This window comes from uncultured Streptococcus sp. (genome assembly GCF_963456385.1).
Taxonomy (GTDB): Bacteria; Bacillota; Bacilli; order Lactobacillales; family Streptococcaceae; genus Streptococcus.
Genome location: NZ_CAUOLF010000003.1, coordinates 131,928 through 147,476, shown reverse-complemented (window position 1 = coordinate 147,476; position 15,549 = coordinate 131,928). Strand labels below are relative to the sequence as shown.

Annotated in this window: 14 protein-coding genes; 1 reads left to right on the top strand and 13 read right to left on the bottom strand. The window is 43.4% G+C overall.

The window, feature by feature from the left end; translation table 11 throughout:
* The 3 genes from yqeH to RP262_RS02315 all read right to left on the bottom strand — a co-directional run.
* A partial coding sequence (gene yqeH / locus RP262_RS02325) for a ribosome biogenesis GTPase YqeH (protein ID WP_311154163.1) occupies window positions 1-818 on the bottom strand: 818 nt, incomplete at its 3' end.
* A gap of 2 nt (window positions 819-820) precedes the next feature.
* Window positions 821-1,348, bottom strand: a complete 528-nt coding sequence (locus RP262_RS02320; protein WP_042762970.1) for a YqeG family HAD IIIA-type phosphatase — start codon at window positions 1,346-1,348, stop codon at window positions 821-823.
* A gap of 194 nt (window positions 1,349-1,542) precedes the next feature.
* Window positions 1,543-2,217, bottom strand: coding sequence for a hypothetical protein (locus tag RP262_RS02315; protein WP_311154162.1), 675 nt, complete (start codon window positions 2,215-2,217; stop codon window positions 1,543-1,545).
* 177 nt (window positions 2,218-2,394) lie between these two features.
* On the opposite strand from RP262_RS02315, the gene RP262_RS02310 reads away from it, so the two are divergent.
* Window positions 2,395-3,021 (top strand): TVP38/TMEM64 family protein, encoded by a 627-nt coding sequence (locus RP262_RS02310; RefSeq protein WP_311154161.1) that lies wholly within the window; start codon window positions 2,395-2,397, stop codon window positions 3,019-3,021.
* A 118-nt stretch (window positions 3,022-3,139) separates the two neighbouring features.
* Here RP262_RS02310 and RP262_RS02305 read toward each other — a convergent pair whose 3' ends face one another.
* The 10 genes from RP262_RS02305 to RP262_RS02260 all read right to left on the bottom strand — a co-directional run bounded on the left by RP262_RS02305 (window position 3,140) and on the right by RP262_RS02260 (window position 15,262).
* Entirely contained in the window at window positions 3,140-4,186 is a 1,047-nt protein-coding gene (locus RP262_RS02305; RefSeq protein ID WP_311154160.1) for a 2,3-butanediol dehydrogenase, read from the bottom strand.
* Window positions 4,187-4,312: 126 nt separating this feature from the next.
* Entirely contained in the window at window positions 4,313-4,669 is a 357-nt protein-coding gene (locus RP262_RS02300) for a hypothetical protein (RefSeq protein ID WP_002925668.1), read from the bottom strand.
* Window positions 4,670-4,926: 257 nt separating this feature from the next.
* A complete protein-coding gene (locus tag RP262_RS02295) occupies window positions 4,927-5,631 on the bottom strand; it encodes a hypothetical protein (protein WP_311154159.1) in 705 nt (234 codons plus the stop codon).
* A 39-nt stretch (window positions 5,632-5,670) separates the two neighbouring features.
* Complete coding sequence (gatB, locus tag RP262_RS02290; protein ID WP_311154158.1) at window positions 5,671-7,104, bottom strand: Asp-tRNA(Asn)/Glu-tRNA(Gln) amidotransferase subunit GatB; 1,434 nt, start codon at window positions 7,102-7,104, stop codon at window positions 5,671-5,673.
* Entirely contained in the window at window positions 7,104-8,570 is a 1,467-nt protein-coding gene (gene gatA / locus RP262_RS02285; RefSeq protein ID WP_125336476.1) for an Asp-tRNA(Asn)/Glu-tRNA(Gln) amidotransferase subunit GatA, read from the bottom strand. The genes gatB and gatA overlap by 1 nt, the downstream gene beginning before the upstream one ends.
* Complete coding sequence (gene gatC, locus RP262_RS02280; RefSeq protein ID WP_002896305.1) at window positions 8,570-8,872, bottom strand: Asp-tRNA(Asn)/Glu-tRNA(Gln) amidotransferase subunit GatC; 303 nt, start codon at window positions 8,870-8,872, stop codon at window positions 8,570-8,572. Before gatC ends, gatA begins: the two co-directional genes overlap by 1 nt.
* Window positions 8,873-9,075: 203 nt before the next feature.
* Complete coding sequence (gene aspS, locus RP262_RS02275; protein WP_311154157.1) at window positions 9,076-10,812, bottom strand: aspartate--tRNA ligase; 1,737 nt, start codon at window positions 10,810-10,812, stop codon at window positions 9,076-9,078.
* Window positions 10,813-11,123: 311 nt separating this feature from the next.
* Window positions 11,124-11,681: a cysteine hydrolase family protein gene (locus RP262_RS02270; RefSeq protein ID WP_048772548.1), complete on the bottom strand. Its 558-nt coding sequence runs from the start codon at window positions 11,679-11,681 to the stop codon at window positions 11,124-11,126.
* The gene (gene codY, locus RP262_RS02265; protein WP_002903941.1) at window positions 11,681-12,469 is read right to left on the bottom strand and encodes a GTP-sensing pleiotropic transcriptional regulator CodY; all 789 of its coding nucleotides are present in this window, start codon (window positions 12,467-12,469) and stop codon (window positions 11,681-11,683) included. Before codY ends, RP262_RS02270 begins: the two co-directional genes overlap by 1 nt.
* Window positions 12,470-12,670: 201 nt before the next feature.
* On the bottom strand, window positions 12,671-15,262 hold the full coding sequence (locus RP262_RS02260; RefSeq protein ID WP_399553052.1) for an SEC10/PgrA surface exclusion domain-containing protein: 2,592 nt from the start codon (window positions 15,260-15,262) through the stop codon (window positions 12,671-12,673).
* Between the last annotated feature and the right edge of the window lie 287 nt (window positions 15,263-15,549).

Below are 15,549 nucleotides of genomic sequence, written 5' to 3'. Positions count from 1 at the left end.
CCTGCCACAAAGTCAAAGCGACCTAAACCACCCAAAAAGAGGGTTTGCTCAGGATTGAGCTGGTAGGTTTTGGGCTTGATTTCCTTTTTGGGACTGATGTATTTGAGATTCTTAGCAGAAAGATAGTGAGCCATCTGGTGACGATGGATAATGCCCGGTGTATCATAGATATGACTGCCATCTGCCAAAGGAATCTCGATTTTATCCAGAGTTGTGCCCGGGAAGCGCGAAGTCGTAATAATATCCTTATCGCCCGTGATTTCTTGAATAATGGCGTTAATCAAAGTGGACTTGCCCACATTGGTCACGCCGACCACATAAACGTCACGTCCCTTGCGGCAATGCTCAATCTTGTCAATCAAGTCCTTGATCGCCTGCTTGTTCTGAGCAGAGGTTAGGACCACATCGACTGGACGCAGGCCTTCTTCGTGAGCCCGCTCCGTCAGCCACCGGGTCACCTTGCTATCCTTGACCGACTTAGGCAGAATGTCCTTTTTATTCCCAACCAAGAGAACATCGTTTCCAGCAACAAAGCGAGGCAGGCCAGGGATGACCGATCCATTAAAGTCAAAAATATCGACAACATTGACGACCAAAGCGTCGCTATCTCCAACCTCATGCAGAAGCCGCAGAAAGTCATCATCCGTCAGCTGGACATCGCTGATTTCATTATAATGGCGCAGGCGGAAACAGCGCTGACAATAGAGTTCACCTGTCTCCAAGCCTTTTTCTAGAGCTGACTGGGGCGTGTACCCTAGTTTGCTCTTATCTTCTGTCTGAATAGTGGCTCCGCAGCCGATACAGAGAAGTTCTTCCATACTTAAATTCCTTTTTTGTATTGAATTGGGCCGTATTTTCCAGTAATTTTCTTGAGCACACGGCGTTCACGCGCCCGATTGATCTGGGTCTTGATAGAGTCGTGCTCGACCAGTGGCTTGACCAAAATCGAACGAATCCCAGCCCGATGAGCAGCCCGAATATCCGTCATGAGCTGGTCACCCACCATGACCACTTCATTTTTTTCGAAATGAAAAAGCTTGAGTGCTCGATCAATTCCCCAAGTGAAGGGTTTCATGGCCCAGTAGACATAGTCAATTTCAAACTTTTCAACAGCCCGCTTGACCCGTTTTTGGTTATTATTGGACACCACGATAATCCGAATACCCGCGTCCCGCAAATCATGGAGCCACTTCTTCATCTCTGGGGTCCCGTCAGGATTATTCCAAGCAATCAAGGTGTTATCCAAATCCACCAAAACCGCTTTGATACCCTGTTTTTTCAAACTCTCTACTGTCAAATCGTAAACTGCCTCAACCGCAAAGTCCGGCATATAATCTTCAATCGCCACATCTCTCTCCAAAAATTCGTATTCTCATTATTATAGCATAAAATGGGCTTTTTGGCACTCATGGTCCTATTTCTTCTAGAGTGAATAGGTGATGTTCACTTTTCTATTTTTCAAGCAAATGAAAACAGCTCCCTAAAAGTGGAAGCTATTAGTTTAATATTGAGAAATTACTTACATAATCTAAAAGAAAAATTTTAATAATTCTTTTCCTTCATATGTAGATCTGTTTGATACAATTCCTGAAAATCGGATATAAATTTGGAGCTAATTGTATCCTCTTTTTTGATGTGTATCAATTTAGAGAACTTTTCAAAATCTTCTTTATTATCTCCAGGTGATATACGAATATCTATTGATTCCCAAATTTCATCTTTTTCTGTATAACCAACCAGAACAATTGGGATAATTCTAGTTGCTTGATGTCCACCTGGTAACTTTACTGATAAATCTTTTAATAATCCTGTATAAAAAACGTCAGAATTTACAAACATTATGATATCTTTCTCATGCAATTTCCCATCAACACTTGCGAATTGGATTTCTTCGTCATTTCTTGAATAGCCCAAGAATCCCTCTCTATCTTGATAGTTAAGAAAAAAGACCATATGTTTATCAGATGTAGAATTTACGATTTGATTATAAACATCTCTGTATTCTATGATTAGGCAAGAAAGACCAAAAATAACGGGGATGCTTGACATCATTAACAAGAGTTTAACCTGTTTCTTTTCTATTACAAAATGATATACAATAATAGGGTAGAAAAATAATACCAAAGAAAGTATAAGAGGATTTATAAAGACCCCTACAATATTATCATTAGCGACCTCCCACAATTTTTGATGATATAAATTTAGATATTCTTCCACTGTAGGCTCTCCTCTTACAGATTTTTCATTGATTTTGAACGATTATTTGAAAACTTATGCTTTACTAATTACATCATTATATCATCTTTCAGGCTTTTTGGCACCTTCAGTCTCAAAGATTACAAAAAGAGCAAAAGATGATATAGTAGTGATAGTATAAATTCCTCGGAGGTTTGTATGGCAGAAAAAAACAGACAGATGCAGGCTGTTTCCCCTCTTTTACAAAAGATTATCAACTGGTCGTCCGCCATTGGCGCTCTAGGAACGGTGGCCTTTTGTCTTTGGGCCTATTTCGCCGGCGTCCTCCAATCCAAGGAAACTCTCTCAGCCTTTATCCAGCAGGCAGGCATCTGGGGACCACCTCTCTTTATCTTCCTGCAGATTCTGCAGACGGTCGTGCCCATTATCCCTGGCGCCCTGACCTCTGTCGCTGGCGTTTTCATCTACGGTCATATCATTGGCACCATTTATAACTATATCGGCATTGTCATTGGCTGCGCCCTGATATTTTATCTGGCGCGCACCTATGGTCCGGCTTTTGTCCAGTCTGTCGTCAGTAAGCGCACTTATGATAAATACATCGGCTGGCTGGATAAGGGTAATCGCTTTGAGCGCTTCTTTATCTTCATGATGATTTGGCCCATCAGTCCAGCCGACTTTCTCTGCATGCTGGCGGCCCTGACCAAGATGACTTTCAAAAAGTACATGCTGATTATCCTTCTCTGCAAGCCCATCACTCTCGTCATCTATACCTACGGATTGACCTATATCATTGATTTTTTCTGGAAAATGATCTCCAAATAAAAAGAAGTTGAATTGAACCGCACCCCAAACCTCTTTCTATATCTTTGCTTATTACAACACAAACCATAAAAAAATCAGCCAGTTTTGACTGATTTTCGTCTCATAATTAAGCAAAGATTTATTCTGGCGATACCAAAATCTTGATCTGAGCTTTGTCCTGAGTCAGCTCGATAAAGCCTTCTTGCACAATATCCTCTAGCTTAATCTTCTTGGTCACAAGCTTGTCTGCAGAGAAATAACCCTGCTCCATCAGTTCCAGCACCTTAGGGAAAATATGCCGATAGGCGATAATACCCTTGAGCGTTTTTTCTTGAATGGCAAATTCATTAGGATTGACGCTGGCTTCTCGCTCCCAGATAGAAACCACCATACATTCTCCGGCCTTGTGAACAGCAGCTAAAGCCTGCCCCAGCACAACCGGCACTCCAGTTACTTCATAAGACACATCTGCCCCGCCACCAGTTAAACGATGAATAGCAGCTACCACATCTTCGCCCTCTTCTGGACGCACAATGATGGCCCCAAGCTCCTCAGCCTTGGCTTGGCGTTCTGGAGATAATTCAACTCCATAAATCTTAGATGCCCCGGCTGCCCGCAAAGCCTCAACAATCAAGAGCCCGATTGGACCCAAACCGAAGACCACCGCGGTATCCCCCGTCTTAAGAGCTGACTGACGAACTGCGTAAACAGCTACAGCAGCAGGTTCTGTCAAAGCTGCCTGCTCAAAACTAAGGCTGTCTGGAACTTTGTGAACAATATCTCCGTCCAAAACACAGTATTTGGCAAAACCACCGTCTGCCGCCAAACCGACAAAGTTTAGATTAGGGTCCAGATTGTAATCACCGACAAGATTATGTTTAGCCAAAATGGGCTCAACTGTCACCCGGTCGCCAACTTTGACCCGTGTCACAGCACTGCCGACCTCAACAATCTCCCCAGCAAACTCATGTCCCAAGGTTACAGGCGCTTTCTGACCAGAGTAGACATGCTCTGTTTCCGTCGGAATAAAAATCGGTCCGTCCATATATTCATGCAGGTCAGTACCACAGATTCCTGTGAACTTGACCGCAATTTTAACCTGATGCGGTTTGACTTCCGGTACATCCACTTCTTCAATACGAACATCTTTAGCGCCATACCAACGCGCAGCATTCATTTTTGCCATAAACATACCTCGCTTTATAAATTATTAGCTCAATTGTAAGCCTTTTCAATTTCCTTGTCAAATGATCAATGACATTTTAAGAAAAAAATTAAACAAGAAAAAAACCAGCATCAGCTGGTTATAGACTTATTCTGCAATTCTAGCAGAGTAGAAAGGAAGAAGGAACATTAAAACAATATAAAGAATCAAGAGAATCGCACGAAGCAATCCACCAAATAGAAAAGCAACTACTAAAGTTCCCAAGCAAATAGAAAAATTAGTAAAATTTGTTTCAATCAGCAAGGTTTGCCCTGATTTAACTGTCACTGGCTTAGTTTTCATAGGAGCAGATCCAGCACGGACTTCTGCTTCATTAGCTGCGATTGGAAAAACAGCCTCTTCTCCGTTTTTGATTGCGCCAACTTTCTGACCATTGATAAAGATTGGAAATTTCCCAATAATCCCTACAAAACCTGTCTCGCGTTTCACTTTGATTTCCGACATAAAGACTCCTTTGTTTTTTTAATTATTTTAACATAACTGATGTCTAAAGAAAAGATAAAACAAAAACGCTGTGATATTTAAAAATACTAAGCTATTAATCGTCAGCAACATGAGAAGCATATAGTCACCTCTATTCCTTATCTCTTAATTTGACTGTTTGATATATGACTTTTACTATTTTCAAATATATAAGCATAATAAGGAATATTTGCTGAAACATTCTCACACCTGTCTATAATTACTTTTGTATTTATTTATCACTCCATATTTACCACGATAGAATTCGTAATAACAAGTAATCGTCCTTCGTCAGAGAATTCTAGTATAAGCTCAAAATGACCCTCACTATTAATCATCACATCAACAGAGCTTGAACAATCTTTTTTTAATCCATACTTTTCTTTTAAATTATTGAAATATTTACTTGCATCTACAATATTATAATCAATCCGTTTCATACCTGTATCAGGATGTTTGATCATGTAATCAAAAATAGATAGTTCTTGGAAAAATTTAAGCTCTAATTTCAGATTTAAAACCTCTAAATCATACTCTTGAGGTACCTCCTTATCGTATTGTAATTCTCTGTTATGATAATGAACATGAAACTCCGTAGTTTGTCCCCCTTGCTCAATTACATACTCTCCAGTATTATCAGGTTTTAAATAAACACTCCTTGATATTTTACTATTAGCATTTTCATCTATCATAAAAATTTTACTGCTATATAATTTTACATTTGAGAAATCCTTCTTTTCTTCCGCTAAAAAGTTAAACAGTGGCTGAAACTCTTTCTCCAACTCGTACTGTTCTTTTGTGCGATTTTCTGGTATTTTCTCTCCGCAAGCGCTCAATCCTACCATTATCAATAATCCAGCTAGTAGGAGAATAATTATTTTTGAGACTTGTTTCATATCTATAGCTCCTATGTTTTTTTCTATTTTATCATATTTATTCTCCACAAAAGAAAACCAGCCTCTTGACTGGTTTTCTACTTATTTCTACAATTTCTCCAACTCTTCATTGAGCAGTTTTTGTGCTACTTGTGGGTTGGCTTGACCCTTGGTGGCCTTCATGAGCTGACCGATCAGGGATTTAGCAGCATTCTTATTGCCGCCTTTATAGTCATTGATGGCTTTTTCATTGTTGGCAAATACTTCTTGGATGATTGGAAGAAGCTGGGCAGGGTCTGAAATTTGAATCAGGCCTGCTTTTTGCACATACTCTTTAGCAGAGCCACCATTTCTAGCTAGATGAACAAAGACCTTCTTAGCAATCTTAGAAGAAATCGTTCCGTCTGCAATCAGAGCAATCATCTCTGTTAGGTTCTCAGGTGTCAGCTCAATCTCAGAGATGGTCTTGCCTTCGGCATTGAGATATTGAGCCACATCTCCTTGGAGCCAGTTAGAGACAGCCTTAGCGTCACCTCCTGCGGCAAGAGCTGCTTCAAAGAAGTCTGACACAGCCTTGGTCGCTGTCAGCTGCTTAGCATCGTAGTCAGACAGACCGTAGTCGCCCACATACTTAGCTCGGCGTTCTTTTGGAAAGGCTGGCAGACTACTGCGCACTTGCTTAATCCAAGCATCCTCAATCTCAAAGATTGGCAGATCAGGCTCTGGGAAGTAACGGTAGTCCGCTGAACCTTCCTTGACCCGCATGAGCAGAGTTTCGCCAGTTGCTTCATCATAACGACGGGTTTCCTGACGGATTTGACCACCGCTACGTAGGATTTCTGCTTGGCGTTTTTCCTCAAATGCTAGACCCTTGCGGACAAAGTTGAAGGAGTTAAGGTTTTTCAGCTCAGTCTTGGTGCCAAATTCTTCCTGGCCGTAAGGACGGATAGAAATATTGGCATCGACCCGCATAGAACCCTCTTCCATCTTGACATCCGAAATACCCGTGTACTGGATGATTTCCTTGAGGGCAGTCAGATAGGCATAAGCTTCTTCTGGACTGCGCATATCCGCTTCGGATACAATCTCAATCAGTGGCACTCCTTGGCGGTTGAGGTCCACATAAGAGTAGCCATCGCTGCCGTGGGTATTCTTTCCGGCATCTTCTTCCAAGTGGGCCCGCTCGATACGGATTTTTTTGGTCGTGCCATCTTCTAGCTCAATCTCAATCCAGCCATTGTAGCCAATCGGCTCATCAAACTGAGAAATTTGATAGGCTTTTGGATTGTCCGGATAAAAGTAATTCTTGCGGTCAAAGTGCATCTTCTGGTGAATATCCATGTTCAAAGCCAGAGCAGCCTTGATCCCATAGTCAATAACACCCTTGTTCATAACAGGCAAAACACCTGGGAAGGACCAGTCAATGATATTGGTGTTGGCATTTGGATCTTCACCGAAGTGAGCTGGAGCCGGAGAGAAAATTTTTGAATTGGTCTTCAATTCAACATGGACTTCCAGTCCGATAACTGTTTCAAAGTTCATTATTTTTCACCTCCAAAGATAACTGGCTGCTGTTTGTGGTAGTCAGTCGTTGCTTCAAATGCTGCGGCTGCCTGATAGATGGTCTCTTCATCAAAGTGGTTACCAATCAGTTGCAAGCCGACAGGAAGACCATCTGCAAAGCCAGCTGGGATTGAAATGCCCGGCAGGCCAGCCAGATTGACTGGAATGGTCAAGAGGTCAGCCAGATACATAGCCACTGGATCTTGGTTTTGACTGCCCAAGTCATAAGCTACAGTTGGTGCAGTTGGGCCTAAGATCAAGTCGTATTTTTCAAAAACCTTAGCAAAATCTTGCATAATCAAGGTCCGAACCTGACCAGCTTTCTTGAAATAAGCATCGTAGTAACCAGATGACAAACTGAAAGTTCCCAGCATGATGCGGCGTTTCACCTCTTCACCAAAGCCTTCGCTGCGAGACTTGACATAGACATCTTCTAGATTTTCAATGCCTTCTGCGCGGTAACCATAGCGAATACCGTCAAAACGTTGCAGGTTAGAGCTGGCTTCAGAGGAAGCAATGATATAGTAAACAGCCACGCCGTACTTGCTGTGAGGCAGGCTGACTTCTTCAACGATGGCTCCTAGACTTTCCAAGTGCTTCGCCGCTGCCAGAATCGTTTCCTTGACCTTGCTGTCAATTCCCTCACCCATGTATTCCTTAGGCAGGGCAATCTTCATTCCCTTGATGTCTTGGCCAATCTTGCTGGTAAAGTCTGGCACTGCTTCTTGTGATGATGTAGAATCCTTAGGATCATTACCAGAAATAACATTCAAAAGCTGAGCATTTTCCTTCACTGTCTGAGAGAAAGGTCCAATCTGGTCTAAAGAAGAACCAAAAGCAATGAGACCAAAACGGGAAACCCGGCCGTAGGTTGGCTTGAGACCAACTACACCATTAAAGGAAGCGGGTTGGCGAATAGAACCACCCGTATCTGAACCCAGTGATAGACGAACCTGACCAGAAGCAACAGCTGTCGCTGAACCACCAGATGACCCACCAGGAACCTTGCTGCTGTCCCAAGCATTCTTAGTCGTCTTAAAGTAAGAATTTTCGCTGGATCCACCCATGGCAAACTCATCCATGTTGGTCTTCCCAACGATAATCATATCCTTGCCGTAAAGCTTCTCCACGCTAGTCGCATCGAAAATCGGCTTGTAATTGTAGAGTATCTTGGAAGCAGCCGTCGTCAACATTCCCTTGGTTGAGATATTATCCTTGACTGCCAGCGGAATGCCGCTCATAAGATTGTCCGCATCAATGCCCTTGGCGTCTAGAGCCGCAGCCTGAGCCAAAGCCTCCTCTTCGCTGACAGTAATGAAGCTATCCACAGCTGCTTCGCGTTCTTTGATGTCCGCCAGAGTTGCCTGAGTTAGCTCTACCGCAGAAATTTCTTTCTTGACCAGCAAATCATGCAGCTCTTCAATGGTCTTGTGATTAAAAGTCATTAGGCATCTCCTCCGTCATCTAGGATGGCAGGCACTTTGATGTAGCCCCGCTCTTTTTCAGGTACATTTTGGAAAAGCTCTTCCCGGTTCCAGCCTGGCTGAGCCACATCTTCTCGCATATAGTTGATATTGGCAGCTACATTAGAAGTGAAAGGCACCCCTTCCGTGTCCACTTCATTGAGCAATTCGACCATGTCAACAATCTTGGTTAAGGTCGTCGCAAATTCAGCTGTTTCTTCTGGTGAGAAAGCCAATTTTGACAGCTTAGCAACATGACTTACTTCTTCTTGAGTAATCTTCATCTCTGATTCCTTTCATAAGATATGTGAGCTTTAGCGACTGAAAATAAGAATTTCTAGATGATATCTTTATTTCCATGCTTCAGCTCACCTTTACTTTGACAAGCTAGGGACGCTCATTTATTTGCCATCCGCTAGCTCTTTTCTTCAGCTTCTTCCTGCCATTCTTCAGGAATTCGCATCATTTCATTTTACCATATTTCAGGCTAATTCTTCAATTCCAAATGCAGTTCTTTGAGCTGTCTTTGGTCAACCAAACTCGGACTTTCCAGCATAGGATCAAAGCCAGTACCATTTTTCGGAAAAGCGATGACTTGGCGGATATTTTCTTCCCCAGCCAAAATCATAACTAAACGATCTAAGCCCAGAGCCAAACCGCCGTGTGGTGGAAAGCCGTATTCTAAGGCTTCTAGGAAGAAACCAAAGTCCCGCTCATAGTCTTCCTTACTCATGCCCAGCAGCTCAAACATAGCTTCCTGAGCCTTCCGGTCATGAATCCGGAGGCTCCCTCCGCCAATCTCATAGCCGTTTAAGACGATGTCGTAAGCGTGGCTTCGGAATTGACCAGGCTCCTGTCCCTCTTCAAAGATTCCCTGTGTGAAAGGATGGTGCATGGCTTGATAGCGGTTTTGGTCTTCATTCCACTCCAGCAGCGGCCAATCCACAACCCAAAGAAAATGAAGCAAACTCGGATCAATCAAATCCAAAGCATTTGCGACTTCTATGCGCAAATGTCCCAAAGCTTCCTGAGCCCGACGCTTCTTGGCCATGACTAGCAGGATGAGGTCTCCATCCTTGGCCTCAAAACGTGCCAGCAACTCCTGACTTTCAGTTTCAAAGGTGCTAGCCAAATCCCCAACCAACTGGCCATCTTCAACCTTGAGACTGGCCAAACGACTGCAGCCAAATTCCTTCATTTCTTGATAAAAATGACTCAGCTGTTTCTTGCTAAAAGCACTAGCTGCATCTGGCACACAGATTCCCATCACTTCCTCTTGGCTATCCAAGGCTTTCTTGATGAGAAGCGAGTCATTGGACTGGCACAAATCCGTCAAATTCTTTAGCTCCAGACCAAAGCGCGTATCCGGCTTATCAGAGCCGAAGCGGCTCATAGCCTCTTCATAACTGATAGTCGGAAAAGCTTCTGTCAACTCTAAACCGTGAGTTTTCTTGACGACAGCCTTGAGCATAGCTTCAACCAGAGCTCGGATTTCTTCCTCGCTGGCAAAACTCAGCTCCAAGTCCACCTGGGTAAACTCTGGCTGACGATCGCCTCGCAAGTCTTCGTCACGGAAACAACGAACAATCTGATAATAACGCTCAAGGCCAGCTCCCATCAGTAACTGCTTGAGCATCTGAGGGCTCTGCGGCAGCGCGTAGAATTGATTTTTAAAGACCCGACTAGGCACCAAGAAATCCCTAGCTCCTTCAGGAGTTGACTTAGTCAGATATGGTGTCTCGACTTCCAAAAAGTCCAAACTGTTCAAATATTCCCGAATGGTTGAGGTGACCTGATGACGAAGTTTAAGGTTCTGTGTCATCTTCTCACGGCGCAAGTCCAGGTAGCGGTATTTCTGACGCAGTTCTTCCCCTGTATGGGCATGCTGGTCCAGCTCAAAAGGCAGGGCCTTGCTGCTAGCAATAACCTCAATCTTTTCAGCCCTCAGCTCAACCTGACCAGACTTGATGGACTTATTGACAAAGCGCTCTTCCCGCTGAACTACTTGCCCCGTCACTGCAATGACATCCTCTTTGCCAATGTCTTCCAGCTTAGCAAAATCTTTAATCTCACCGCCGACAAAGACCTGAAGCAAGCCTTCGCGATCCCGCAATTCAATAAAGGCCAGTTTGCCGTGATTACGGATATTGGCCACCCAGCCAGTTGCGATCATGGTCTGTCCGACCTGCTCTAAACCATAATTTCCGATAAAAATTTCTTTCATGTTCTTTCCCTCTCAAATCAATTTGTAGCTCCGCCCTGTTGTTCAGGATATTTACCGCAGTTTTCCATCGTCTTCACCTGACCTACTGCAAAATAAAAAGCTTTCGTCTCTAAAACAGACGAAAGCCGTGGTACCACTGTTATTCGCTGCCCTAAAAGGCAGCCTCTGAGCTCGTAACGTGAGCGACGTTTGTGCTTAATCACACAAAAGATTACGAAACATGTTCTTCGGTTTTTGCTTTCTTGGTGCTGCTCTCAGCTATCAGCACTCTCTGTACAAGTCAGCAAGCCTACTCTGCTTCTCTTTTACTCTTAAATTGTATCTATTATAGTCGAACCCAGGACATTTTGCAAGTGGTTTAAGGCAAATTTGTGATTTTCCTCTGACAGAGAAGCCACTGCCGGCTCTACCACCTGAATCTGATAACCAAGATTATAGGCATCAATCGCTGTATGCAAGACGCAAATATCCGTCAAGACTCCAGTCAAAATGACTGTATCTACCTTTCTTTCTCGCAATCGAATATCTAAATCTGTACCGGAAAAAGCAGAATAATGACGCTTATCCATCCAAAAGATCCGAGAGTCTGCTTGATGCTTCTCATAAAAATCAGCCAAAGGACCATAAAGATTGCGACCGCTAGTCCCTTTTATGTTATGAGGCGGGAACAGCTTGCTCTCAGGGTGAAAGGCATCATTCTCATCATGGGCATCAATAGCAAAGAAGATATAATCTCCTCGCTCAAAAGCCGACTTTGTTACTTGAGCAATGGCTTCAGAAATCGCCTGAGCTGGCGCTCCTGCTGTCAACTTGCCCTCATCTGCGACAAAATCAACTGTATAATCAATAGAAATCAGTGCTTTAGCCATTAGTAGTCCCTCTTTTTAATTTCATCAAAGACATCCGGAATCAGGACTTTCAGATAAGTTCCCTTCATTCCCAGTGAGCGGCTTTCAATAATCCCAGCACTTTCCAGCTTGCGCAAGGCATTAACAATCACTGAGCGGGTAATGCCGATGCGGTCTGCAATGACAGATGCTGTCAGCTGGCCTTCATTGCCATTCAGCTCGCCCAGAATAGCTGAAACAGCTCTCAGTTCTGAGTAAGACAGGGTATTGACTGCCATGGTCACTGCTGTCCGGCGGCGGATATTTTTCTCATCCTCTTCCCGCTGGAAGTTAAGCAGCTGGATACCAACCACTGTGCTGGCAATCTCAATCAAAATCAGATCATCGTCCGCAAATTCCTTGTCATTGCGCCAGATAATCAATGAACCCAGACGAATCCCTGACACATGAATAGGAGCAATGGTGGTCAGCCCATCCGGAAACTCATCCTTGGTCTCCACTGGGAAAATCGTCAAATCATGTGCAACCGGCAGATTAGCCTCTGTTTCATAGACCAGATTAGCTTCGTGAACGTATTCCTCTGGGAAATTCTTATCCTGGAAAAAAGCTTCCACACGGTCATTATTGGTCTTGTAGCGCATGAAATAGCCTAAAAGACGACCCTTGCTGTTGATAATGCAGGCATTGCAGTGGATAATATCAGCCAACTGACGCGTAATAGCATTGTAGGGCAGTTCTTCCTGCATCTGCTCCTCCGAGCGCTTCAAAATAGACGTAATTTTTCGTGTTTTTTCTAGTAAATTGGCCATGTTTTTACCTCATATTTATTAGCTTCATTGTAACATAAAAGCAGTAAAATTTCAATAATTATCTGAAAATTTTTTATTGAAAAACAATTACATACAATTCGATAAAATAAAGAATTTTTCAAGTATATGACTTGATATGTCAAGTTATATTAAACAAAAAACAGTCAAGAATTTGACTGTTTTTGATTGCTTTTGTTCTTTCTAATCAAGAGAACGTTTCTTGTAGAACAATTTCATAGCCATGAGCAGAAGCATTTGGCCTGCTAGAAGAAGCCAAGAAGAGTTTTCCCCTGTCTTAGGCAAGACATGACCTGAGGTAGCCGCCTGTTTATGGCTGATAGGACTAGTACTTCCAGCAGTTCCAGTTCCAGTAGTTGAAACAGTCGTATGCTGAGTAGCTCCTGCTTGTCCAGTAATCGGAGAGCGAGCGAAGCGCTCCTCTGTGTGAGCCAAAACAGACTGGTAATAACGAATATCTTCTTCCTTATTTTGTTCTGCATAAGTTTGAGCTAGCAAGTCGTATGTCGCCTTAGCTTGTGCTTGAACTGCAGTTAAAACTGCTACTTTTGCTTCTTGATCTGTTTGAGCTGTAAGAGCCGCTTGGTAAGCTGCCTGAGCTACAGCTAACTTGCTTTTAGCTTGTTCCAAGTTTCCTTCTGCATTTTCAAGATTTGACAATGACTCTTTAGCCTTTTGCAAAGCTGCTTCAGCATCTGTAACAGCTTTTTCAAGGTTAGTCTTTCTTTCTTTTGCTGCATTCAAAACTGCTTCTAGCTGAGCCAACTTATCTGATTCAGTTTTTAGAGCTTCTTGAGCTGCGGCAACTGTTGCTTGAACAGCAGTCAGAGCTTCTTGAGCCTGAGTTAATTTGTCTGCTTTAGTCTTGTCATCCAAGTTTGAGTTTTGCAGAGCCGCTTGTGCTGCTGCCAAAGCTGCTTGATCTGCTGCCAACTTCTCTTGAACTGCTGCAAGAGCTGCTTGAGCCTGAGCAGTTGCTGACTCACCTGCTTGAGCTTGCGCCTGAGCAAGTTGCTGGTTGGCTTGCTCTAAAGCTGCAGCTCTCCGATTATAAGTAGATTGGGCAACTCCCTTAGATGCCAGAGCCAGTTGATTGGCCTTGAAGGCGGCATCATAGGCTGTTTGAGCCTTGGCTACTTCCTGCGGATCTACTTTTGCTGTTGGAGCTTTTCCTGTAATAGGGCTGGCATTGAAGTTCTTTTTGCTAGCATATTTAATCTGATCTTCTGACACCATGGTGAAATGAGCCATAGTGATGTCGCCTTCCATTGAGAAATCAACTCCCAGATAGTTTTTCTGGCGGCCAGTATTGAGACCAGAGATTGATGTAGCATGTAGCCATTCGTAGCCATTAAACATGAATTCAACAACGGAATCATAGACCCGTCTCTTCATTTCAGCCACACTCATCTGATTAGCATTTTCTCTCCAGATATAAGCGTTTTCATAGTACTGGAGACCTTTGCTCTCTTGCTCAGCACTTGTGGTCATTAAACCATATTCACGTGCTACGCGGTTGATTCCTCTAGCATCGTGATGGTATTCCTCCATCAAATCCCAATTCCAGTTGTCCTTGCGGTATTCTGTTGCCACCTTATCAGCGAAATCAATTGAAGATGGTGTCACAACTACTTCACCTGTTCCCATCTGAGCACGCAGTTGGTTGATGAGTTCTGAAGCAAACTGTGAAAGTTCCTGACGAACATTCTGTGGAATATTGTTGGTATCAATCAAAGCTTTGCTATCTGTAGGATCTGCTACGTATCGATTGAGAGCCTTAGCACTGGCATTCAGTGCAGCAAGTCTCTTTTGAATCTCATTAGTTTTTTGCTCTGATAAATTCGGTGCAACTAGCTCTCTCAAGGCTGCAATGTATTCCGGAGTCATTGACACACGGTTTTTATTGCTAGAAGCTTCAGTAGTAATCGTTCCAGCTTGAGCCTTTTGCAAAGCTTGTTGAGCTTGGTTCAAGTCTGACTGGGTCTTCTCAGCTGCAGCAGTTTTGTCCTGCAAGTTCTTCTGAGAAGCATCACGAGCCGTCTTAGCCTGAGTCTGGTTGGTCTGAGCTTTTGCAACCTCAGCCTGCTTCTGACTGTCAGTCTGACGAGCTGTAGCTACTTTTGCTTGAGCTGTTTCAACAGCAGACTGGTCAGCTGCCACCTTATCTTGGGCTGCTTTCACATTCTTTTCTGCCTTAGCTGTAGCTTCACCGCTTAGGTTAGCCTGAGCTTCCTTCACGTCATTTTGTGCTTTAGCAAGGCGTCCTTCTTGAGTTTTCGCTTGCTCTTGAGCCTCTTTAGTCTTGGCCGCTTGAGCATCGCGCTCAGCTTCAGCCGTCTTAGTTGCTTGGTCAGCTTTAGCCAGTTCTGACTTGTTGCTGTCCACTTGAGCTTTTTGATTGCTCTCTTCTTTCTTAGCTGTTTCAATAGCTTCCGGACCAGCTTTATCAGCTGCCTCCTGTGCCCGGTTAGCTTCAGCTTGTGCTTGCTCGACCTGACTTTGAGCCGCAGCAGTATTTGCCTGAGCCTGAGCCAAATCAGCTTTCCCTTGTGCAACATTGCTGTCGGCTTCTTGTACAAGAGCCTGAGCAGCGTCTACCTGTTCTTTCGAAACAGATTCATCCTTCTGTGTGTTTTCTGCCTGTGGTTGGCTTTGACTAACGGGCGCATCAGAATAAGACTGATTATCAACTAATTGATCAGCCTGAACTCCTTCTGCGAGCACCAAAGACAATGCCGCTGCACTGACAGAAAAAGCACTAAGTGTCTTTTTCATTGTCAATATAATCTCCTCCACTTTTTCATCATTGTTAAAAACATTGACAAACACATTCTACCATGTTTGTCTTCTGGAAGGAAGACGCTAACACATTTTTTTAAGCATTTTTGGACAGATACATAAAAAATGTTGGACAAAATCCTAAAAAATGTCGGTAAAACCGCCTATAATTTTTACCAATTGACCTGAAACTCAGTTTTCAGAGCATCTTAATTTTTTTATTTTTGCAATTCAAAGACAGACATTGGACTAAAAAATATGTAAAATCGATAAGAAAAAGGCCG